This is a genomic window from Nocardia sp. NPDC058244, assembly GCF_042882065.1.
Lineage (GTDB): Bacteria > Actinomycetota > Actinomycetes > Mycobacteriales > Mycobacteriaceae > Nocardia.
On the sequence record NZ_JBHVWX010000005.1, the window covers coordinates 64,137 to 85,376 of the forward strand.

At 70.1% G+C, this 21,240-nt stretch carries 18 protein-coding genes; 5 read left to right on the forward strand and 13 right to left on the reverse strand.

Annotation, left to right across the window (positions count from 1 at the left end; all coding sequences use genetic code 11):
- Positions 1–8 precede the first annotated feature (8 nt).
- Genes ACFVW6_RS16675 through ACFVW6_RS16695 form a run of 5 tightly spaced genes read right to left on the reverse strand, consistent with a single transcriptional unit; the run spans position 9 to position 5,387 of the window.
- Complete coding sequence (locus ACFVW6_RS16675) at positions 9–785, reverse strand: enoyl-CoA hydratase (protein ID WP_378828326.1); 777 nt, start codon at positions 783–785, stop codon at positions 9–11.
- Complete coding sequence (mmsB, locus tag ACFVW6_RS16680) at positions 782–1,678, reverse strand: 3-hydroxyisobutyrate dehydrogenase (RefSeq protein ID WP_378828328.1); 897 nt, start codon at positions 1,676–1,678, stop codon at positions 782–784. Before mmsB ends, ACFVW6_RS16675 begins: the two co-directional genes overlap by 4 nt.
- The gene (locus ACFVW6_RS16685; RefSeq protein ID WP_378828331.1) at positions 1,675–2,745 is read right to left on the reverse strand and encodes an enoyl-CoA hydratase/isomerase family protein; all 1,071 of its coding nucleotides are present in this window, start codon (positions 2,743–2,745) and stop codon (positions 1,675–1,677) included. The genes mmsB and ACFVW6_RS16685 overlap by 4 nt, the downstream gene beginning before the upstream one ends.
- Positions 2,742–3,881: an acyl-CoA dehydrogenase family protein gene (locus ACFVW6_RS16690; RefSeq protein WP_378828333.1), complete on the reverse strand. Its 1,140-nt coding sequence runs from the start codon at positions 3,879–3,881 to the stop codon at positions 2,742–2,744. The genes ACFVW6_RS16685 and ACFVW6_RS16690 overlap by 4 nt, the downstream gene beginning before the upstream one ends.
- A 6-nt stretch (positions 3,882–3,887) precedes the next feature.
- Positions 3,888–5,387: a CoA-acylating methylmalonate-semialdehyde dehydrogenase gene (locus ACFVW6_RS16695; RefSeq protein ID WP_378828335.1), complete on the reverse strand. Its 1,500-nt coding sequence runs from the start codon at positions 5,385–5,387 to the stop codon at positions 3,888–3,890.
- A 187-nt stretch (positions 5,388–5,574) separates the two neighbouring features.
- On the opposite strand from ACFVW6_RS16695, the gene ACFVW6_RS16700 reads away from it, so the two are divergent.
- The 3 genes from ACFVW6_RS16700 to ACFVW6_RS16710 all read left to right on the forward strand — a co-directional run bounded on the left by ACFVW6_RS16700 (position 5,575) and on the right by ACFVW6_RS16710 (position 10,058).
- Complete coding sequence (locus ACFVW6_RS16700; protein ID WP_378828338.1) at positions 5,575–6,732, forward strand: acyl-CoA dehydrogenase family protein; 1,158 nt, start codon at positions 5,575–5,577, stop codon at positions 6,730–6,732.
- 71 nt (positions 6,733–6,803) lie between these two features.
- Positions 6,804–9,281, forward strand: a complete 2,478-nt coding sequence (gene pepN / locus ACFVW6_RS16705; RefSeq protein ID WP_378828340.1) for an aminopeptidase N — start codon at positions 6,804–6,806, stop codon at positions 9,279–9,281.
- A gap of 90 nt (positions 9,282–9,371) precedes the next feature.
- Positions 9,372–10,058 (forward strand): DNA alkylation repair protein, encoded by a 687-nt coding sequence (locus ACFVW6_RS16710; protein ID WP_378828342.1) that lies wholly within the window; start codon positions 9,372–9,374, stop codon positions 10,056–10,058.
- Between the two features lie 54 nt (positions 10,059–10,112).
- Here ACFVW6_RS16710 and ACFVW6_RS16715 read toward each other — a convergent pair whose 3' ends face one another.
- On the reverse strand, positions 10,113–10,736 hold the full coding sequence (locus ACFVW6_RS16715) for a TetR/AcrR family transcriptional regulator (protein ID WP_378828344.1): 624 nt from the start codon (positions 10,734–10,736) through the stop codon (positions 10,113–10,115).
- A gap of 84 nt (positions 10,737–10,820) precedes the next feature.
- Between ACFVW6_RS16715 and ACFVW6_RS16720 the strand changes: the two genes are divergently transcribed.
- A complete protein-coding gene (locus ACFVW6_RS16720) occupies positions 10,821–12,491 on the forward strand; it encodes an FAD-binding dehydrogenase (protein ID WP_378828346.1) in 1,671 nt (556 codons plus the stop codon).
- Between the two features lie 64 nt (positions 12,492–12,555).
- Here ACFVW6_RS16720 and ACFVW6_RS16725 read toward each other — a convergent pair whose 3' ends face one another.
- From ACFVW6_RS16725 to ACFVW6_RS16745, 5 genes are all read right to left on the reverse strand, one after another.
- The gene (locus tag ACFVW6_RS16725; protein ID WP_378828348.1) at positions 12,556–12,999 is read right to left on the reverse strand and encodes a hypothetical protein; all 444 of its coding nucleotides are present in this window, start codon (positions 12,997–12,999) and stop codon (positions 12,556–12,558) included.
- A gap of 187 nt (positions 13,000–13,186) precedes the next feature.
- Positions 13,187–13,819, reverse strand: a complete 633-nt coding sequence (locus ACFVW6_RS16730; RefSeq protein WP_378828350.1) for a TetR/AcrR family transcriptional regulator — start codon at positions 13,817–13,819, stop codon at positions 13,187–13,189.
- Between the two features lie 65 nt (positions 13,820–13,884).
- Positions 13,885–15,450, reverse strand: a complete 1,566-nt coding sequence (locus tag ACFVW6_RS16735; protein ID WP_378828352.1) for an acyl--CoA ligase family protein — start codon at positions 15,448–15,450, stop codon at positions 13,885–13,887.
- A gap of 39 nt (positions 15,451–15,489) precedes the next feature.
- Complete coding sequence (locus tag ACFVW6_RS16740; protein ID WP_378828354.1) at positions 15,490–16,584, reverse strand: saccharopine dehydrogenase family protein; 1,095 nt, start codon at positions 16,582–16,584, stop codon at positions 15,490–15,492.
- 11 nt (positions 16,585–16,595) lie between these two features.
- Positions 16,596–17,873: an NADH:flavin oxidoreductase/NADH oxidase family protein gene (locus ACFVW6_RS16745; RefSeq protein WP_378828356.1), complete on the reverse strand. Its 1,278-nt coding sequence runs from the start codon at positions 17,871–17,873 to the stop codon at positions 16,596–16,598.
- A gap of 105 nt (positions 17,874–17,978) precedes the next feature.
- Here ACFVW6_RS16745 and ACFVW6_RS16750 point away from each other — a divergent pair, with 105 nt between their 5' ends.
- The gene (locus ACFVW6_RS16750) at positions 17,979–18,560 is read left to right on the forward strand and encodes a TetR/AcrR family transcriptional regulator (protein ID WP_378828359.1); all 582 of its coding nucleotides are present in this window, start codon (positions 17,979–17,981) and stop codon (positions 18,558–18,560) included.
- 23 nt (positions 18,561–18,583) lie between these two features.
- Here the strand turns inward: ACFVW6_RS16750 and ACFVW6_RS16755 are convergent, their stop codons facing one another.
- Positions 18,584–20,182 carry a succinic semialdehyde dehydrogenase gene (locus ACFVW6_RS16755; RefSeq protein WP_378828361.1) on the reverse strand — a complete coding sequence of 533 codons (1,599 nt, stop codon included), beginning with the start codon at positions 20,180–20,182 and terminating at the stop codon, positions 18,584–18,586.
- Between the two features lie 72 nt (positions 20,183–20,254).
- Positions 20,255–21,208: an alpha/beta hydrolase gene (locus tag ACFVW6_RS16760; RefSeq protein WP_355272313.1), complete on the reverse strand. Its 954-nt coding sequence runs from the start codon at positions 21,206–21,208 to the stop codon at positions 20,255–20,257.
- Between the last annotated feature and the right edge of the window lie 32 nt (positions 21,209–21,240).

Genomic DNA, 21,240 nt, shown 5'->3' on the forward strand with positions numbered 1-21,240 from the left:
ATGACAGGTCAGCGATGGGTGAACTGTGCGGTGCGCTTGTCGACGAAGGCGTTCATGCCTTCCTTCTGGTCCTCGATCGCGAACAGCGAGTGGAAGACCCGGCGCTCGAAGCGGATGCCCTCGGCCAGCGTGGTCTCGAAGGACCGGTTCACGGCCTCCTTCGCGATCATGGTGACCGGCAGCGACTTGGCCGCGATGGTCTCGGCGACCTCGGCGGCGACGTCGAGCAGGTCGTCGGCGGGCACGATGCGTGAGACGAGCCCGGCCCGTTCGGCTTCCTCGGCGCCCATGTTCCGGCCGGTCAGCACCAGATCCATCGCCTTGGCTTTGCCGACCGCCCTGGTGAGCCGCTGCGAACCGCCGATGCCCGGGATCACCCCGAGTTTGATCTCGGGCTGCCCGAACTGCGCGGTGTCGGCGGCGATCAGGATGTCGCAGAGCATGGCCAGTTCGCAGCCGCCACCGAGGGCGTACCCCGCGACCGCGGCGATGGTGGGCTTGCGGAACTGCGCCAGCCGGTCCCAGCGGGCGAAGAAGTCGTCCATGAACATGTCCATGTAGGACTTGGGCTGCATCTCCTTGATGTCGGCGCCCGCCGCGAAGGCCTTGGCGGAGCCGGTGATCACCACCGCGCCGATCTCGTCGTCGCGCTCGAGCTCGTCCAGGGCGGCGACGATGTCGTCGAGGACCTGGGTGTTGAGCGCGTTGAGGGCCTTGGGCCGGTTCAGGGTGATCCAGCCGACGCGGTTCTTGCGCTCGACCAGGATCGTCTCGTACTCGGTCATGCGGTGGCCTCCCCGGAACGATCCCGGATGTCGGTGACGATGGCCGAGAAGTCCCGGCGCGCGTCGGTCTGGTTGAACCGCTCGTAGATCGCGGCGGCCAGCTCGCCGAGCTGCCCGTCGATGCCGTTGGCGCGCAAGGCGTTCGCGGCCAGGGTGAGGTCCTTCGACATCAGCGCGGTCGCGAAGCCGGGCTGGTAGTCGTTGTTGGCCGGACTCGCCGGGACCGGGCCGGGGACCGGGCAGTAGCTGGTCAGCGCCCAGCTCTGGCCCGATGCCGTGGAGACCACGTCGAAGAACGACTGGTGGCTCAGGCCGAGCCGTTCACCGAGCACCAGGGCCTCGGACAGGCCGATCATGGAGATGCCGAGCAGCATGTTGTTGCAGATCTTGGCGGCCTGGCCGACGCCGGCGTCACCGCAGTGCACGACCTTCCCGCCCATCACGTCGAGGATCGCGCGCGCGTCGGCGAAGTCGGCGGCCGCACCGCCCACCATGAAGGTGAGGGTGCCCGCGGTCGCGCCCGCCACGCCACCGGAGACCGGGGCGTCCAGCGGCCGATGACCGGCCGTCACCGCCTGCGCGGCAGCGGCTTTCGCGTCGGCCACATCGATCGTCGAACAGTCGATGAACAACGTGCCCGGTGTGGCGGCGGGCAGCAGCTCGGCGTACACGTCGAGCACGAGCTTGCCGTTGGGCAGCATGGTGATCACCACGTCCCGGTCGGCAGCCGCGTCGGCGGCGACCGAGACCACGGTGGCGCCGTCGGCGCGTGCCTGCTCCTGTGCCGCGGGCACCGGGTCGAAGGCGACCACGTCGTAGCCCGCACGCACCAGGTTCGCCGCCATCGGCGCACCCATGTGGCCGAGGCCGAGGAATCCGATCTTCTTGCTCATCGCTGCGCCTCCTGCGTGGTCGCGCCGAGTTCCTTGTCCCCCAGTGCGGCGAAGTACGCCGCCACCTGCTCCTCGCCGACCTCGGTCAGCGTCGCCGGCTCCCACCGCGGATTGCGGTCCTTGTCGATGACCTGGGCGCGGATGCCCTCGACCAGGTCGTGCGAGCGCAGCGCGGCGATCGAGACCCGGTATTCCTGATCCAGCACCGCCTCGAGGCTGGGCAGCTCCCGCGCGGCGCGCAGCGAGCGCAGCGTGACCTTCAGCGAGACCGGTGATTTGGCCAGCAGGTCCTCGGCGGCCTTGGTCGCCTCGGGGGAATCGGCGGTTTGCAGGCGGGACGCGATCTCCTCCACGGTGTCGGCGCTGTAGCAGGCATCGATCCAGCTCCGCTGGGCGAGCAGTTCCGAGGCAGGTGCCGGTTCGGCGACCGCCGCGATCGCCGCGTCGACCTCGGTCGTGCGCAGTGCGTCGAGCAGCGCCGGGAGGGCAGCCGAGGGCACGTAGTGGTCGGCGAAACCGGCCGCGATCGCGTCGCCCGCGCTCATCCGCGCGGTGGTCAGCGCGACGTGGGTGCCGATCTCCCCGGGCGCCCGCGACAGCAGGTAGGTCCCGCCGACATCGGGCACGAAACCGATCCCGACCTCGGGCATGCCGATCCGGGACCGCTCGGTGACGATGCGGTGGCTGCCGTGCCCGGACAGGCCGACACCCCCGCCCATCACGATGCCGTCCATGATCACCACGTACGGCTTGGTGTAGCGGCCGATCAGCGCGTTGAGGTGGTATTCGTCGCGCCAGAACACCCCGGTCGGCGAATCGGCGTTCGCCGCACCACCTTTCGCGTCGGCGTGGATGGCGACGATGTCACCACCCGCGCACAGTCCGCGCTCGCCCGCGCCGCGCACGACCACGGCGCGCACCGCGTCGTCGTCGGCCCACGTGCGCAGTGTCTCGGTGATCGCCAGTGCCATCGGGTGGTTGAGCGCGTTGATGGCTTTGGGCCGGTTCAGGATGATGAGGCCGAGGCCGTCTTCGACGGTGATCAGCACTTCGGGTTCGTCGGTCATGCCGCTCCTGTCAGCGTGCGGGCCACGACCACCCGCATGATTTCGTTGGTGCCCTCGAGGATCTGATGGACCCGCAGGTCGCGGACGATCTTCTCCAGGCCGTATTCGTGCAGGTACCCGTACCCGCCGTGCAGTTGCAGTGCCTTGTTGGCGACCTCGAAGCCGGCGTCGGTGGCGAACCGCTTGGCCATCGCGCACAGTTCGACCTTGTCCGGCGCATCGGCGTCGAGCGCGGCCGCGGCCCGCCACAGCAGGGTCCGGGCGGCTTCCAGCTGGGTCCGCATATCGGCCAGCTCGAACTGGAGCGCCTGGTTGTGCGACAACGGTTTACCGAAGGCGTGCCGTTCGGCCAGATACGGGACGGCCTTGTCCAGCGCCGCCTGCGCGCCGCCGATCGAGCACGCGCCGATATTGAGCCTGCCGCCGTTGAGGCCGTTCATCGCGATCGCGAAGCCGTCGCCCTCGGCGCCGAGCCGGTTGGCCACCGGCACGCGCGCGTCCTCCAGGATCACCTGGCGCGTCGGCTGGGCGTTCCAGCCCATCTTGCGCTCGTTCGGCCCCACCGTCAGGCCGGGTGTGTCGGCCGGGACGATCAGCGCGGAGACGCCGCGCGCGCCGTCCTGGCCGGTGCGCACCATCATCACGTACACGTCGTTGGCGCCGGCGCCGGAGATGAACTGCTTGGCGCCGGTGAGGATGTAGTCGTCGCCGTCGCGGACCGCCTTGGTGCTCAAGGCCGCCGCGTCGGAGCCGACGCCCGGTTCGGTGAGGGCGTAACTGCCGAGCAGTTCCATCGATGCCATTCCGGGCACCCAGCGATGGCGCTGTTCCTCGGTGCCGTAGGCGTCGATCATCCAGGTCGCCATATTGTGGATCGAGATGTAGGCCGCCACGGCCGGGCACCCGGTGGCCAGCTCCTCGAAGATCCGCACGGCATCGAGCCTGCGCAGCTGTGAACCGCCGACGTCTTCGCGCACATAGATCCCGCCCAAGCCGACAGGGCCCGCCTTGCGGAGCACGTCGACCGGGAAGTGTTTGCGCTCATCCCATTCCAGCGCGTTCGGCGCGAGGAATTCGTCGGCGAACTGGCGCGCGGTCTCACCGATCGCGCGTTCGTCGTCGTTGAGAGTGAACACAGCCGGTCAGTCCATCGTCGGGATGACGAAGGCGTTGGACTCCTTCAACCCCGCGGGCCAGCGCTGGGTCACCGTCTTGGTCTTGGTGTAGAAACGAATCGAGTCCGGGCCGTGCTGGTTCAGATCGCCGAAGCCCGAACGCTTCCAGCCACCGAAGGTGTAGTAGGCGATCGGCACCGGGATCGGCACATTGATACCGACCATGCCGACCTGCACGCGCGCGGCGAAGTCGCGGGCGGTGTCACCGTCACGGGTGAAGATGGCGACACCGTTGCCGTACTCGTGCTCGTTGGCCAGCCGCAGACCCTCCTCGTAGTCCTCGGCCCGCACCACGGTCACCACGGGACCGAAGATCTCTTCTTTGTAGATCCGCATATCCGCGGTCACCCGGTCGAACAGGCTCGCGCCGACGAAATAGCCGTCCTCGGCACCCTCGACGACCAGCCCACGACCGTCGACGACCAGCTCGGCGCCCTCGTCGACACCGATCTGGACGTAGTTGTTCACCCGATCCACGCCGTCGGCACCGACCAGCGGACCGAAGTCGGCACCCGGATCGTCGGACCGGCCCACATTGAGCTTGTGCACCCGCTCGGTCAGCTTGGCGACCAGCCGGTCGGCGGTCTCCTCCCCCACCGGCACGGCCACCGAGATCGCCATGCAGCGCTCACCCGCGGAACCGTAGCCCGCGCCGATCAGCTGGTCGGCGACATCGTCGAGGTCGGCGTCGGGCATGACGACGGCGTGGTTCTTCGCGCCGCCGAAGCACTGGGCCCGCTTGCCGTTGGCGGTCGCGGTCTCGTAGATGTACTGCGCGATCGGGGTCGAGCCGACGAAGCCGACCGCCTTGATCCGCGGGTCGTGCAGGATCGTGTCCACGGCTTCCTTGCCGCCGTTGACGACGTTGAACACCCCCGGCGGCAGACCCGCCTCGAGGAACAGCTCGGCCAGGCGCAGCGGCACCGACGGGTCACGCTCGGACGGCTTGAGCACGAACGCGTTGCCACACGCCAGCGCCGGACCCGCCTTCCACAGCGGAATCATGGCCGGGAAGTTGAACGGGGTGATGCCCGCGACCACACCCAGCGGCTGGCGCATCGAGTACACGTCGATCCCGGTGCCCGCGCTCTCGGTGTACTCACCCTTGAGCAGGTGCGGGATACCGACGGCGAACTCGATCACCTCGAGGCCGCGCTGGATGTCGCCCTTGGCGTCGGCGATGGTCTTGCCGTGCTCCGACGACAGCAGCGCCGCCAGACTGTCGATCTCGTCGTTGACCAGGGTCAGGAACTTCATCAGCACCCTCGCCCGCTTCTGCGGGTTGAACGCCGCCCACACCGGCTGCGCGGCCGCCGCGTTGGCGATGACCGCCTCGACCTCGGCGGTGTCGGCCAGCGGAACCGTGGCCTGCACCTGCCCGGTGTTCGGATCGAACACCTCACCGAACGCGCCCGAGGCGCCCTTGACGTGCTGTCCGTCGATGAAGTGGGTGAGTTCGCGAACCATGCCAGTCCTTAGTCGTGGGTCGGTGCGCCGCGGCGCAGGTGAATGGAGCTCCAATAGTTGGATGTCCAATCAATTGATACCATGGAGCACTATTGGCGGTTTGTCAACATCTACTCGTTCTATTGACAGAACGCCAACAACTGCTCACTGTGGTGCGCAGCCCATCGACATCAGGGAGAGGAACCCGATGACCACCGCCGAAACCGACCGCGGCATCGACGCCGCGTCGGAGCTGCAAGGCCTGGCCGAGCTGGCCCGCACCTTCTTCGCGAACACCGTCGCGCCGCATCGCGAGGAGTTCGCCGCGCAGGGCTTCCCGAGCCGGGAGGTCTATCGGCAGGCCGGCGAACTCGGTCTGCTGTGCATGTCGATCCCCGAGGAGTACGGCGGCGGCGGTGGCACCTTCGCCCATGAGGCCGTGTTATTCACCGAGCAGGTCAAGGGCGGCGATTCCGCCATGCAGCTCGGCGTGCACACCGGCATCGTGCCGCACTACATCCTGGCCTACGCCTCGGAGGAGAACAAGAAGCGCTGGCTGCCGAAACTCGCCTCCGGCGAGTGGATCGGCGCCATCGCGATGACCGAGCCCGGCACCGGCTCCGACCTGCAGAACATCGCCACCAAGGCGGTCAAGGACGGCGACGACTACGTCATCACCGGCGCCAAGACGTTCATCTCCAACGGCCGCAACTGCGACCTGCTGATCATCGCCGTCAAGACCGATCCGACCCTGGGCGCCAAGGGCGTGTCGCTGGTGGTCGCCGAGGTCTCCGACGATACCCCCGGCTTCGAACGCGGCAGGCTGCTCAAGAAGATCGGCCAGAAGGGCCAGGACACCACCGAGCTGTTCTTCGACGGGCTGCGCGTGCCGCAAGCCAACCTGCTCGGCGCCGAGGGCGAGGGCTTCATCCAGCTCATGCAGCAGCTGCCCCAGGAGCGGCTGATCTGCGGCGTCGCGGCCGCCGCGGCGATCGAAGCGGCCGTCGCCGAGACGCTGGCCTATGTCAAGCAGCGCAACGCTTTCGGCAAGCCGCTGTTCGCCATGCAGAACACCCGGTTCGAGCTGGCCGACTGCGCGACGATCGCCGAGGTCGTGCGGACCTTCGTCGACTCGGCCGTCGAGAAGCACCTGCGCGGCGCGCTGGACGTGAAGACCGCCGCGATGGTCAAGTACTGGACCACCGATCAGCAGTCTCAGGTGATCGACCGGTGCGTCCAGCTCCACGGCGGCTACGGCTACATGGAGGAGTACCCGATCGCCCGGATGTGGGCCGACGGCCGCATCTCGCGGATCTACGCCGGCGCCAACGAGGTCATGAAGGACCTCATCGCCCGCTTCCTCTGACGCGCGACGCCTGATCGAGGCCGCGACGCCGACCGGCGGCGTCGCGGCGCTCGGGCTGGCAGGATCGACGCGTGACTACCGCGAACCTGACCCGTGCCGAGACCGCCGCCCGATCGGCCGCGGTCACCGTCCGCGCCTATCGCGTCGATCTCGACCTGTCCGGCGCCGCCGACCACAGCGGCGACACCTTCGCCACCACGACCACCGTCGAGTTCGACGCGACCGTGGACCGGACCTGGCTCGACTTCCTCGGCGAGTCGGTCGAGTCGGTGACGGTGAACGGGCAGGACGTGCCCGTCGACTACGACGGCTCGCGGCTCGCGATTCCCGGTCTCGCCGCGGCGAATACGGTCGTGGTGCGCGCCACCGGCCGCTACAGCCGCTCGGGCGAGGGCCTGCACCGCTTCCTCGACCCGGCCGACGGCGCGACCTATCTGTACACCCAGTACGAGCCAGCGGATGCCCGCCGGGTCTTCGCGTGCTTCGAACAGCCGGACATGAAGGCGCCCTTCACCTTCGTGGTGACAGCGCCCGCGGGCTGGGAGGTGGTGTCGAACCGGCCGATCGCGACGATCGAGGACGAGGGCGCCCGGCAGCGGGTCGAGTTCTCCCCCACCCTGCCGATCTCCACCTACATCACCGCGATCGCGGCTGGCCCGTATCACCGCGTCGAATCCTCGTGGACGCGAGACGAACTCACGGTCCCGCTCGGGGTCCTGTGCCGCGCGTCCCTCGCCGGGCACCTCGACGCCGACACGATCCTCGAGGTGACGAAGCAGGGACTGGACTTCTTCGCCGAGCAGTTCGCCTACCCGTACCCCTGGGGCAAGTACGACCAGATCTTCGTTCCCGAATACAACCTCGGGGCCATGGAGAACCCGGGCCTGGTCACCTTCACCGAGGCCTACGTCTTCCGTGGCGCGGCCACCGCCGCGCAGTACGAGGGCAGGGCGAACACCATCCTGCACGAGATGGCGCACATGTGGTTCGGCGATCTGGTGACGATGGTGTGGTGGGACGACCTGTGGCTCAAGGAGTCCTTCGCCGACTACATGGGCGCGCTGGCCAGTGCCGAGGCGACCGAGTGGACCGATGCCTGGGTGGCGTTCGCGAATCGCCGGAAGGCGTGGGCGTATTCGCAGGACCAGCTTCCGACGACGCACCCGATCGTCGCCGATATCGGCGACCTCGAGGCCGCCAAGCTCAATTTCGACGGCATCACCTACGCCAAGGGCGCCAGCGTGCTCAAGCAACTGGTCGCCTATGTCGGGCGCGACGAGTTCTTCACCGGCGTGCGCCGGTACTTCCGCACGCACGCGTTCGGCAACACCACCCTGGCCGATCTGCTGACCGAGCTGTCGGCGGATTCCGGCCGCGATCTGGCGGGCTGGGCCCGGGCCTGGTTGCAGACGACCGGCATGTCGACGCTGCTGCTCGACGGCGGCACGATCGTGCAGACCGACCCGCGGCCGCATCGGCTCGCCGTCGGACTCTACGACTTCGACGCCGCGGGTGATCTGGTGCGCCGGGATCGGGTGGAACTCGACCTCGTCGCCGAGCGGACGCCGGTCGCCCTCGATCCCGCGCCGCTGCGCCTGCTCAACGACGGTGACCTCACCTACGCCAAGGTCCGGCTGGACACCGATTCGCTGGCCACCGTGGAGAAGTCGCTGGACCGGGTGACCGATCCCCTGGCGCGCGGATTGATCTGGTCGGCGCTGTGGAACGCCGCGCGCGACGGCGAACTCGAGGTCGAGCGGTATCTGCGAATGGCCCGCGACTTCGCCCCCGCCGAATCCAACACGGCGCTGCTCGCCTCGGTGCTCGCCAACGCCTCCTTCGCCATCGGCCACTACCTGCCCGCGGCGGACCGGGAGCGGTGGCGTGGCGAGTGGCTGGAATCGTGCTGGGCCACTCTGCATTCCGCGGCACCGGGCTCCGGTGATCAGCTGGCGTGGGCGCGGGCGACCGCGACCGCCGCCACCGTCGACGGCCGCCGGGCCGCCGATCTCCGCGCGATCCTGCTCGGTGACGCACCCGCGCCGGACGGTCTGGCACTGGATCCCGATCTGCGCTGGCAGCTGTGGACCGCTCTGGCCGCGACCGGCGCGGCCACGGAGGCCGACCTGGACACCGAGCTCACCGGCGACAGCACCGCCTCCGGCCGGACCGCCCATCGCCGGGCACTGGCGGCCCGCCCGGAACCGGAGGTGAAGGCCGCCGTGTGGGCCGCGGCGCTCGGCGACACCACCTTGACCAACGATCATCTCGACGCCGTCATCGACGGGTTCCGCGCCGGGCAGCGCCGCGACCTCGTCGCCCGCTACGACGACGAGTACTTCGCGGTGCTGCGGGAGGTGTGGGAGCAGCGCAGTATCGAGATCGCGCGGCGCGTCGTCCTCGGACTCTTTCCCGCGGCCGACTCGCTCGACCAGGTGGACGCCTGGCTCGGCGCGCAGGCCGACGCACCGGGTGCGTTGCGGCGCTTGGTGATCGAACAGCGCGACCATCTCGCCCGCGATCTGCGGGTCCGCGCGGGCGGCAGGTAGCCTGCGGTCCCGACCTCGGGTGGGCGAGGTCGGGACCGCCGCCGGACGTACGCTGACAGCGCAGTGGAACCGACCAGCGAGGAGACCGGTGTGACGACCAGTTCGGCGCCCCAGACCACGGTGGACGAGGTGCTGGCCGAGCTGGCCGCCCTGGCCGACCCGAAGATCCTCGCCGTCAACACCCGGCACGGCGACGACCACGCGGTCAACCTGACCAAGCTCCGCGCAGTGGCGAAGGCGCTCAAAACCCAGCACGACCTGGCCGGCGAGCTGTGGGCGACCGGTGACACCGCCGCCCGGCTCGTCGCGATCCTGATCAGCCGCCCCAAGTCCTACACCGCCGCCGAACTCGACGCCATGCTGCGCGACGCCCGCGTCCCCAAGGTGCACGATTGGCTCGTCAGCTACCTCGTGAAGAAGAGCCCGCACGTCGAGGAACTCCGCATCGCCTGGTTCGCCGACCCCGACCCCGTCGTCGCCGGTGCGGGCTGGGCACTGACCAGCGACCGCGTCGCGAAGTCCCCGGACGGACTCGACCTGCCCCACCTGCTCGACCTCATCGAGACCCACATGAAGGACGCCCCCGACCGCCTCCAATGGGCCATGAACGAATGCCTGGCCACCATCGGCATCCACCACCCCGCCCTACGCCCCCGCGCGATCACGATCGGCGAATCCCTCCGCGTCCTCGAGGACTACCCCACCCCACCCAACTGCACCTCCCCCTACGCCCCGATCTGGATCACCGAAATGGTCCGCCGCAACACCCAGCTCTAGCCACGACGGCGGTCCCCGCCAGCGCCACCCTTGACCTCGAGTTGTGTTGACGCGTCAGACCCGGGGTGGGGCGACGATGCCGAGGCGGGTGATCAGGCGGGCCAGCCAGTCTCGGGCGGCGGGCTGGTCGTTGTCGAGCAGGAGTTGGACGGTGACGCCGTCGTAGGCGGCGACGACCGAGTGGGCCAGTTCGGCGATCGAGCCCAGTTCGGGGGGCACGGTGAACCCGCTGGCGGCGAGTTTGTCGGCGATGGCGGCGCGGAGCTGGGCGCGGTGAGTGATCAGGCGGGCGGCGATGTCGGGGCGGCGCGCGGCGTGGGTGAGGAAGTCGGTCTTCACCAGGAGCCAGTCGCGGTCGAGGAGCAGGGTGGCCGACAGCCGGTCGACGAAGCCTGCCACGTCCGCGGGATCGTCGATCGCGGCGAGCGCGTCGCGCACCTGTCCGGTGATCAGGGTGGCGCGCTGGTCGTAGAGGACGAAGAACAGTTCCTCGAGACTGTCGAACTGGGAGTAGAACGCGCCCCGCGTGTAGCCTGCCGCGCCGCACACGTCCTCGATGCGCACCAGCCCGAAACCCTTCTCGGCGAACACGGAGAACGCGGCCTCGAGCAGGCGCGCCCTGGTCTCGGCCCGGCGCCGGGTCACGCGGGGTGGCTTGGCCGTCTCGGTCGTGTTCACGGATCGACGATACCTCCCGCCATCAGATACATTAATGTATCCGATGCAGCAATGAAGCTTTTGCGGAGAGTGGAGGTAGTCCGGATGGATGCCGATGTCATCGTGGTCGGCGCGGGCCTGGCCGGCCTGGTCGCGACCCATGAGCTGACCCGCCGGGGCAAGCGTGTCCTGGTGGTCGACCAGGAGAACGCGGCCAATCTCGGCGGGCAGGCGTTCTGGTCCTTCGGCGGGATCTTCCTGGTCGACAGTCCCGAGCAGCGCAGGCTGGGCATCCGGGACTCGCTCGAGCTGGCCTGGAACGACTGGAGCGGCAGCGCGGGCTTCGACCGCCTCGACGACGAGGACAGCTGGGCCGCCCGCTGGGCCCGCGCCTACGTCGAGTTCGCCGCGGGCGAGAAGCGCTCCTACCTCACCGATCTCGGCATCGGCTTCGTACCGTCGGTCGGCTGGGCCGAGCGCGGCGACCTGCGCGCCGAGGGCCACGGCAATTCGGTCCCCCGCTTCCACGTGGCCTGGGGTACCGGCACCGGCGTCGTCGGGCCGTTCACCGACTCCGCGCTCCGCGCCGCGGATGCCGGGCTGGTGACCTTCCGGCATCGGCACCGGGTCGACGAGCTGGTGTTCACCGACGGCGCGGTCACCGGTGTGCGCGGGGCGATCCTGGCCGGCGACGACGCCGAACGCGGCGCACCGTCCACCCGGGACGTGGTCGGCGAGTTCGACTTCGGCGCGGCCGCCGTGGTTCTCGCGACCGGTGGGATCGGCGGCAATCACGACACGGTCCGGCGACACTGGCCCGCGCGGCTCGGCGCGCCGCCGGCGCACATGATCACCGGCGTCCCCGCCTATGTCGACGGTCGCATGCTCGATATCGCCGCCGACGCCGGAGTCCGGCTGGTCAACCGGGATCGCATGTGGCACTACACCGAAGGCATCCGGAACTGGGATCCGATCTGGCCCGAGCACGCGATCCGGATCCTGCCCGGTCCGTCGTCGCTGTGGTTCGACGCGCTGGGCCGTCGGCTGCCCGCCCCGTACCTGCCCGGCTACGACACCCTGGGCACGCTGCGCTACCTGCGCACCACCCCCGAGCTGGCCGAGCACGACCATTCCTGGTTCGTCACCACGCAGCGGATCGTCGCCAAGGAGTTCGCGCTGTCGGGGTCGGAGCAGAATCCCGACATCACCGCCAAGAACCGCGTCGGGATGATCCGGGAACGGGTCTTCGGCAAGGGCGCTCCCGCGCCGGTGGAGGCGTTCAAGCGGCACGGCGCCGACTGGGTGGTCGCCGGCACGCTCGACGACCTGGTCGCGAAGATGAACGCACTCACCGACCGGCCGCTGCTCGACCCGGATCGACTGCGCGAGCAGATCGTCGCCCGGGATCTCCAGGTGGACAACGCGTTCAGCAAGGACGCCCAGATCCAGGGCATCCACAATTCTCGCCGCTACCTCGGCGACCGCATCACCCGCACCACCGCACCGCACCGCATCCTCGATCCGGCCGCCGGACCGCTGATCGGCGTGAAACTCCATGTCCTGACCCGCAAGTCGCTCGGCGGCATCCAGACCGACCTCGACTCCCGCGCGCTCGGCGCCGACGGCACCCCGATTCCCGGGCTCTTCGCGGCGGGCGAGGCCGCGGGCTTCGGCGGTGGTGGCGTGCACGGCTACAACGCCCTCGAGGGCACCTTCCTCGGCGGGTGCGTCTTCTCCGGACGAGCGGCGGGCCGCGCCGCGGCCGGCGAGGCCTGACCAGCGGAACGCGAACGGCGCCCCCGGAATCCCGGAGGCGCCGTTCGCGCATCGCGTCAGCGGATCAGGCGGTGCGCACCGCCGTGACGATCGCGACCACCGCCGCGGACAGCGCCGCGAGCACGACCCCGCCGAGGACGACCGCGGCGGCGGCGACCGTGAACTGGGCCCAGCCCACCATCAGCGCGGCCACGCCGAGCACCACGAGGACCGCGTCGACACTCACCGAGGCCAGCACCACATCGTCGCGCTCCAGCAGCCGCGGAGCCAGGGCGACGGTGGCCAGGCCGAGCAGGACCGAGACCAGGCCGACCGCGACGACGACGGGGACGGCCATTCCGGTGCCGACCTCGACCCCGAGGATCAGCGCGGCGAAGGGGACGAGGCCGTAGAGCACGCGGATCGCGCCCACTCCGCGCAGCGTCCACGTGGACGCGTCGACGGGGGCGCCCCCGGTGGAGGTCCGGGTCGCGTACGCCATCTGCACAGTTGCCACCTGGCTGGTCATATCCCGCTCCTTCGATATTTTCACACCTGCGTGCAATTGCACGATGATGTGAAACTACGCCCGTTGCACAACCTTGTGCAACAACTCGTGGGGGGACTCACAGCGCCTCGAATTCGTGCCGAGCAGCACAGTCGGAGCCGTTCGCGGACAGCGTGATTCGTCGAGCGGTCGCCCGCCCGCGGCACAGTCAGTGCGGTGCCGAGGCCGCCGCGGTCCGGGCGATCGTCGCGGCGGTGGCGCGGTCGACACCGGCCGCGATCAGGCAGGCCAGGGCGGCGTCGCGCCCGGCGTCGGCGTCGACCCACTCACCGTCGCTGTGCGCGTTCAGCAGCGCGAGCACCAGTGCCGTGAGCACCCGGGCGACCGCGGCGGGCGGTAGATGGTCGGCGAAGGTGCCGTCGGCTTGACCAGCGGCGATCAGGGTGACCAGCCGGGTGCGGACGGGCGCGAGCCGGTCGGACATCCGGGCGCGCGACCCGGCTTCGTCCAGGCGCAGCAGCAGCTGGAACTCGTCGCCGACCGCCCACAGCGCGACGGTCATCTCGGCGATCACCGTGGCGGGCGCGTGCGCCGTGTCGATGCCGTCCAGCGCCCGGTCCACCTGCTCGAAAGCTTCGTCGAGCATGCCGTCGATCAGCGCTTCCCTGGTGGGGAAATGTCCGTAGAGAGTACGGCGGACCATGCCCGCGGCGGCGGCGATGTCCTCCATGCTCGCCGCGGGGTTACGCAGCAGCTCGTCCCCGGCCACGGCGAGAATGCGTCGCCGGTTGGCCAGGGCGCGCGGCCCGAGGGCGGCGGTCGAGTGCGTCGTCGCAGTCACGTACTTCCTTTCGCCCACCACCCTCCCACACCTGCGCGGGGGCGGGCAAAAGACCCTCCGGGGGCTCACCGGATGCGCCGATCCTCCTCCGCCCAGGCCGCTTCCCGCAGGAGATACTTCTGCACCTTCCCGGTCGACGTGCGCGGCAGCGGCCCGAACGTCACGGACTTCGGCGCCTTGAACCGCGCCAGCCGCTCCCGCACGAAGTCGACGAGTTCGCCCTCGGTCACGCTCGCGCCCTCCTTGAGCGCCACATACGCGGCGGGCACTTCACCCCATCGCTCGTGCGGTACCGCGATCACCGCCGCCTCCAGGACCGCGGGGTGGTCGGCGAGTGCCTGTTCGACCTCGACGGAGGCGATGTTCTCGCCGCCGGAGATGATCACATCCTTGCTGCGGTCGCGCAGTTCGATGTAGCCGTCGGGGTGGACGACACCCAGGTCGCCGGTGCGGAACCAGCCGTCGGGGACGGCCGCCGCGGTCGCGTCCTCGTCGTCGAGGTAGCCGAGCATCAGGTTGTTGCCGCGCAGGGCGATCTCGCCGACCGATCGGCCGTCGGCGGGAACATCGGCGCCGGACGCGCCGATCACCCTGGCCCGGCACGAGATCATGTTCCCGACGCCTTGCCGGGCCTTGAGCCGCGACTGGGTGTCCTCGTCCAGTCCGTTCCATTCCGGTCGCCAGTCACAGATCATCGCCGGGCCGAAGGTCTCGGTCAGCCCGTACAGGTGGGTCACCTCGAAACCGAGTTCGTCCATGCGGCGCAGGATGGCCGGGCTCGGCGGCGCTCCCCCGGTCGCGACCCGCACCGGCGGCGTGACCGGATGCGCCTGCGGCGCGTAGGCGAGCATCGAGAGCACCGTCGGCGCGCCGTTCAGATGGGTGACCCCCTGCTCGGCGATCAACCGCCAGACCTCGCCGGGATCCACCTTCGGCAGACAGACGTGGGTACCACCGGCCGCGGTGACGGCCCACGGGAAACACCAGCCGTTGCAGTGGAACATCGGCAGTGTCCACAGGTGCACCGACGACGGCGACAGACCGGTGTGGCCCACCATCGCCAGCGCCTGCAGGTAGGCGCCACGATGGTGGTACATCACGCCTTTCGGCTTGCCGGTCGTGCCCGAGGTGTAGTTGATCGACAGCAGCGACCGCTCGTCGGCGGGGACGACCGACGACGGTGTGGCCTCGGCGAGCAGCCGTTCGTACCGTTCGTCCGCGACGATCACCCGGGGCGGCACCGGCAGGTCGTCGAGCGCCTCGGCGAGGAGGTCGACGAAGACCGGATCGACCACCACCACGCCGACTTTCGCGTGCCCGAGGACGTAGGCGATCTCGGCGGCGGCGAGGCGGGTGTTCAGGGCGACGAGCGCGACACCCGCCCAGGGCACGCCGAAATGAGCTTCCAGCAGCACATGGGTGTTCGGCGCGAGGACCGCCACCGGTCGCCCCTCGGCCAGCGGCCCGAGCGCGCCCGCGAGCCGGCGGCACCGCTCCCGCACCTGCGCGTAGGTCCATCGGTCGCCGCCATCGATGACGGCGATCCGGTCGCCGTGCGCGTCGGCCGCCCGGTCCAGGAAGGCGACCGGCGTCAGCGGCTCGAAGGACAGACGATCCAGATCCGGCGACATGCGTCGTCTCCTCACAGATGGTTGACGGCTGGACACGGCTCAGATCGGCCGGAGCCCGACTTCGGCACAACCGGCCACGAACTGACCGAGCCCGAAAGCCTCGACCGGGCCGACGACCCCCGCCGTGTGCGGTGGCGTCGACGCCAGCCGCTCGGCGGCCCAGGCCATCAGTTCACCGGTCAGGCTGTACGCGCTGGGGCCTTCGACGTGCACTTCGGCCAGCGGACCGTGCGCACCGGATGCCACGGCGACGACCTGTGAGCGGGTACGAGCCCGTTCGGCGGCATCGGGGCCACCGGGCGGGCCGATCATCGGCCGGGTCAGCACCTCGATGGCCTCGCGGCCGAGCGGGATTCGCGTCGTGACCGCGGCCATCGCCGAGAGCGCAACGAGCGGTCGGCTGAGTCTCGGGAACCAGCCGTTGTAGACGGTGATCTCGTCCAGGGCGGGAAAACCGGTGGGCAGGAACAGCACCTCGGTGCCGGAGACGAGCGTGGCGTACTTGCGCTTGCCCCCGATGTCGAAGCCGCGGACCCGGGATCCGGTGCGTTCCTCGACGAGTCGTCCGCCGCGTCGGCGCGCGGACGGCAGCGTCAGGCCGTCGCGCAGGGTGCTGCGGGTGCCGTGGCTGAGACCGCGCCGCAGCGAGCCGTTGGCGAAGTAGCCGATGTCGATTGCGCGCAACTCCGAGCCAGCCTTGCGGGCGGCGAGCGTGCCCGCCAGGATCCCGGGAACATAGTCGTAGCCGAACGCGGGCAGCATCAGCGAACCGGTCTCGCGGGCCCGCTCGTGCAGCTCGCGGCGCAGGTCGAGGACGAATCCGACCTCGCCGGTGGAATCGATGTAGTGCGCGCCCGCCTCGGCGGCCGCGCGGGCCACGCCGTGGCCGAACCGCTCGAACGGGCCGACGGTGCTGATGAGCACATCACCCCGACGCACCAGGCGCGCGATGCTGTCCGCGTCGGTGGCGTCGGCGACGACGGTCGCCAGACCGCCGGCGCGGGCGGCGATCGTGGCGAGGGCGGCGCCGTCGCGCCCGGCGAGCACGGGTGTCAGGCCACGGCGCAGCAGCGCGTCGAGGACGAGCCCGCCGGTGTAGCCGGTGACGCCGAGCAGGACGATCCGTCCGGTCATCGAGTTCTCCCTCATCGTGCGGCCGCCGCGATCGTCTGCCGACGCTGCTTCGACGAGAGCCACTGCGCGTAGCGGCGCAGGGCGCGCGCCTGGACGCGCTGGTCGGCGATCATCGCCAGCGCCGGACTGACAGTGAAGGCCGGCGCCGACCCGGTCGCCATGCGGCGCATCTGGTAGCGGACCATCGCCATCTCGGTCGCCGAGGCCAGGGCCTTGTCGGTCCAGGTCACCGGCTTCATCGACCGGGGCGCTTCGCGACCGTCACGCCAGCGGCGCGGCAGGTCGGGGGTGACCGCGAGGGCCGTCGCCATGCCGACCACCTCCACCTTGTTGGCCAGGACGCGACGTGCGGTCTCCTGGCGGGAGATGCCGCCGGTCAGCATGAGCGGCAGCGCGCTGGTCCTGGCCAGGTCGGCGGCCAGCTCCAGGAAGTAGGCCTCGCGGGCGGCGATGCGGCCGTCGACGGGTCGGCCGGACATGGCCGGGCTCTCGTAGCTCCCGCCGGACACCTCGACGAGGTCGACCCCGGTCGAGGCGAGCATGCCGATCACCGTGTGCGCGTCGGTGGCGTCGAAACCACCGCGCTGGAAGTCCGCGGAATTCAGTTTCACCGCCACCGCGAACGACGGCGCCACCACCGCGCGAATGCCGCGCACGATCTCGACCAGGAACCTCGCCCGATTCTCGAGCGATCCGCCCCATTCGTCGGTGCGATTGTTGACCAGCGGCGAGAGGAACTGCGACAGCAGATATCCGTGCGCGGCATGCACTTCCACGCCGTCGAATCCCGCTTCCTCGGCACGCCGGGCCGTGGTGACGAACCGCGTGATGGTGTCGTCGATCTGCCCGGCGGTCATCGCCACCGGCTGACCGAATCGCTTGGTATGACGGCCGAGGTCGACCCCGATGTCGGAGGGACCCCACACCACGCCCGGCATGCGCGCCTGCACCTGCCGACCCGGGTGACTGATCTGCATCCACATCGTCGCGCCCGCCGCCTTGCCCGCCTGCGCCCACGCCACGAACGGCGCGAGCGGGGCGTACGCGTCCAGGACGATGCCGCCGGGCCCGGTGAGCGCTTCGGCGTGCACCATCACGTTGCCGGTGATCAGCAGGCCGGCGCCGCCGGCACCCCAGCGCCGGTACAGCGCGACCAGGCGCTCGTCGGGAATCTGCCCGATGCCCGCCATCCCCTCCTCCATGGCCGCCTTGGCGATCCGGTTCGGCAGGATGTGGCCGGATCGCAGTCGCAGCGGCGAGAACAACCCGCCCGGGTCCGGACTCGACATCGATGGCTCCTTTCGCGCACACATATTGACACTGCTTACATTCGCGCGTGAGCGCCAACGGTAGGGATAGATGTAAGCATTGTCAACACTTGCTAAATTGATCCCATGGCACAGTCGAGCACCTCGTACCACCACGGCGATCTCCCCAGCGCGCTGGTGCGGGCCGCCGTGGAGCTCCTCGAGGAGGACGGCGCGGCGGACCTCTCCCTCCGCGCCGCCGCCCGCCGGGCCGGGGTGTCCACGGCCGCGCCGTACCGGCATTTCGCCGATCGGGACGCGCTGCTGTCGGCCGTGGCCGCCGTCGGTTACCGCGACCTGGCCGAGCAGCTCGTGGCCGCCAGTCCGGCGCCGAGCACGTCCGAGGACCTGGCCGCGATCGCGGTCGCCTACGTGCGCTTCGCCCTGGCCCGGCCCGCGCTGTTCCGGGTGATGTTCTCCGACCCCTGCGATCCGACCAGCCCGGAACGCGTGGCCGCCACGACCGCGATCCACGAGTACGTCAGAGCGATTGTGCGCCAGGTGTTTCCCGACGGCGACGAGGATTCCCTCGCGACCGCGATGTGGGCACTGGTCCACGGGCTCGCGTTCCTCTACCTGCACGGCAAGTTCGACGCCGACGCGCTCGACGACCGAGTCCGCGCCACCGTCTTCGCGGTGCTCGAACTCCCGGGCCGCGCACCCGCCTGAGGCGATCCGGGCAGGGCCGGTGCTCAGTGCGCGCCGACCCGCTTCAGGCCCTTGAGCACTGTCGTCAAGGTGGTGGCCCACGCGCTCTGCGACAGGCCCGCGGGCGCGTCGAAGCCCAGGAATCGCTGGTGGGCAACGGTTTGCGCCTCGGTGTACTTCAGCATGCCGTCGGCACCGTGCCGCCTGCCGAGGCCGGAGTCACCCATACCGCCCATCGGGGCGTCGACACTGCCCCACGCCGCGGCGTAGGCGTCGTTGACATTGACCGTGCCCGCGTGCACCCGCGCCGCGACCGCACGGCCCTTGGCGCCGTCGCGCGTCCAGACACTGGCGTTGAGGCCGTAGTCGGTGGCGTTGGCCCGCTCGACCGCCTCGTCGATGTCGCCGAAGGAGTGGATCGAGACGACCGGACCGAACGTCTCGTGGTCGTAGAGCGTCATCTCCGGGGTGACACCCGTCAGAATCGTCGGCTCGTAGAACAGCGGCCCGAGGTCGGGCCTGGCACGGCCACCGGCCAGCACCGTCGCGCCCTTGGCGACCGCGTCCTCGACATGCGCGGTCACGGTGTCCAGCTGCGACCGGTTGGTCAGGCAGCCGACATCGGTGCTGTAGTCGTAGGCCGCGCCGATGGTCAACGCCTCGGTGCGGGCGACGAACGCGGCCACGAACTCCTCCCGGATCGACTCGGCCACATACATCCGCTCGATGGAGACACACAGCTGTCCGGTCGAGGAGAAGCAGGCGGAGACGGCGCCCGCGGCGGTCCGCGCGATATCGGCGTCGTCGAGCACGATCATCGGGTTCTTGCCGCCGAGCTCCAGGGAGGCGCCGATCAGGCGCTCTCCGGCGTCACGCGCGATCCGGCGGCCGCTGGCGGTGGACCCCGTGAACATCAGGTAGTCGGCGTTGTCCATCAGTGGCGTCCCGATCGAACTGCCGCGACCGACCACCATCTGCCACACATCCTCCGGCAGACCGGCTTCGCGCAGCAGGTCCAGCGCCCACAGCGCGGTCAACGCGGTCTGGGTATCCGGCTTCTGCACCACCGCGTTGCCCGCGAGCAGCGCCGGAATGGCATCGCCCGCACCCATGCTCAGCGGGTAGTTCCAGGGCGAGATGATCGCGACCACGCCTTTGGGATGGCGCAGTTCGGTCGTGTGGGTCAGCACCGGAATCGCGCCGCGCCGCCGCTTCGGGGCGAGCAGCTTCGCGGCGCCGCGGGCGTAGTACCGGGTGGCGATCGCGATGTCGGTGACTTCGAGGAAGGCGTCGCGGCGGGTCTTGCCGTTCTCGGCCTGCATCAGGTCCAGCACCTCGTGCTGACGGTCGAGCAGCAGATCGTGGAATCGCAGCAGGATCGCCTTCCGCGCCGCCACCGGGGTGGCGGCCCACCCGGCCTGGGCGACGCGGGCGCGCGCGAAGGCGGCCTCGACGTCGGCGGGCGTCGAGACCGGCAGGGTCGCCAGGGGTGCCCCGGTGAACGGAACGGTGGTGGTGACCTGCGCGGCATCGGGCGCGGCCGTGATGCGCGCGGCCAGCCGCCGGATCACGGCCTGCGTCAGCGACGACGGGAGATCCGCGCCGCGGTGGGTCGTGGGTCGGGGTGCGTGGTCGAGGGACATGTGGGACTCCATGGTGTCGACGTCCCGGCCTGCCGGGTTCGGCGCGCGGCCGAACCCGGCAGGGGGACGGGTTCAGTGCAGTGCCGCGCGCAGGGTGTCCTGCGCCAGCTTGATGGCGGCGTTCGCCGCCTGGGTGGAGCGCATGGCGTTGATCATCACGAAGTCGTGGATGATCCCGCCGAAGCGCACCTGGGTGACCGGTACACCGGCCGCGCGCAGCTTGGCCGCGTACGCCTCGCCTTCGTCGCGCAGGACGTCGGCCTCACCGGTGATCACCAATGCCGGTGGCAGCCCGCGCAACTCGTCGAGCGAGGCCCGCAGCGGCGCGGCATAGATCTCCGCGCGCTGCGCGTCGTTCTCGGTGTACTGATCCCAGAACCACCGCATGCCCTCGCGGGCGAGGAAGTAGTGCTCGGCGAACTGCCGGTAGGACCCGGTGTCGAAATCGGCGTCGGTCACCGGATAGAACAGCACCTGCTGGGTGATGTGGACGTCGCCACGATCCTTGGCCATCAGGGTGAGGACGGCGGTCATGTTCCCACCGACCGAGTCACCCACCGCCGCGAAACGGGAAGCGTCCAGGCCCTTCTCGGCACCGTGCGCGACCACCCACTGGGCGGCGGCGTAGTTCTGTTCGATGGCCGTCGGGTACTTCGCCTCGGGCGACAGGTCGTATTCGGGGAACACGACGGCGGCGTCGGCACCGACCGCGAGTTCGCGCACCAGCCGGTCGTGCGTGTGCGCGTTGCCGAACACCCAGCCTGCGCCGTGGATGTAGAACACGACAGGGAGGGTGCCGGTCGCACCGGCGGGTTTGACGATGCGGACCCGCACCGATCCCGTCGGACCACCCTCGACGGTGAGCCATTCCTCGTCGATCGCGGGTTTGCCCTCCTCGCTCGCCTGGACCTCGTCGACCGCCTTGCGCCCCTCGGCGGGCGGCAGCTGGAACAGGAACGGTGGGGTGTCGGTGGCTTTCGCGAACTCCGCCGCCTCGGGCTCGAGAACCGGCTCGATCTGCGTCATCGTGCTCTCCTTCTGCTCGGGTGTTCGGATCC

Excerpts from the sequence above, each read along its gene's own strand:
- ACFVW6_RS16675 (WP_378828326.1), bottom strand. The coding sequence starts at position 785 with ATGACCGAGTACGAGACGATCCTGGTCGAGCGCAAGAACCGCGTCGGC.
- mmsB (WP_378828328.1), bottom strand. The coding sequence starts at position 1,678 with ATGAGCAAGAAGATCGGATTCCTCGGCCTCGGCCACATGGGTGCGCCG.
- ACFVW6_RS16685 (WP_378828331.1), bottom strand. The coding sequence starts at position 2,745 with ATGACCGACGAACCCGAAGTGCTGATCACCGTCGAAGACGGCCTCGGC.
- ACFVW6_RS16695 (WP_378828335.1), bottom strand. The coding sequence starts at position 5,387 with ATGGTTCGCGAACTCACCCACTTCATCGACGGACAGCACGTCAAGGGC.
- ACFVW6_RS16700 (WP_378828338.1), top strand. The coding sequence starts at position 5,575 with ATGACCACCGCCGAAACCGACCGCGGCATCGACGCCGCGTCGGAGCTG.
- ACFVW6_RS16720 (WP_378828346.1), top strand. The coding sequence starts at position 10,821 with ATGGATGCCGATGTCATCGTGGTCGGCGCGGGCCTGGCCGGCCTGGTC.
- ACFVW6_RS16725 (WP_378828348.1), bottom strand. The coding sequence starts at position 12,999 with ATGACCAGCCAGGTGGCAACTGTGCAGATGGCGTACGCGACCCGGACC.
- ACFVW6_RS16735 (WP_378828352.1), bottom strand. The coding sequence starts at position 15,450 with ATGTCGCCGGATCTGGATCGTCTGTCCTTCGAGCCGCTGACGCCGGTC.
- ACFVW6_RS16740 (WP_378828354.1), bottom strand. The coding sequence starts at position 16,584 with ATGACCGGACGGATCGTCCTGCTCGGCGTCACCGGCTACACCGGCGGG.
- ACFVW6_RS16745 (WP_378828356.1), bottom strand. The coding sequence starts at position 17,873 with ATGTCGAGTCCGGACCCGGGCGGGTTGTTCTCGCCGCTGCGACTGCGA.
- ACFVW6_RS16750 (WP_378828359.1), top strand. The coding sequence starts at position 17,979 with ATGGCACAGTCGAGCACCTCGTACCACCACGGCGATCTCCCCAGCGCG.
- ACFVW6_RS16755 (WP_378828361.1), bottom strand. The coding sequence starts at position 20,182 with ATGTCCCTCGACCACGCACCCCGACCCACGACCCACCGCGGCGCGGAT.
- ACFVW6_RS16760 (WP_355272313.1), bottom strand. The coding sequence starts at position 21,208 with ATGACGCAGATCGAGCCGGTTCTCGAGCCCGAGGCGGCGGAGTTCGCG.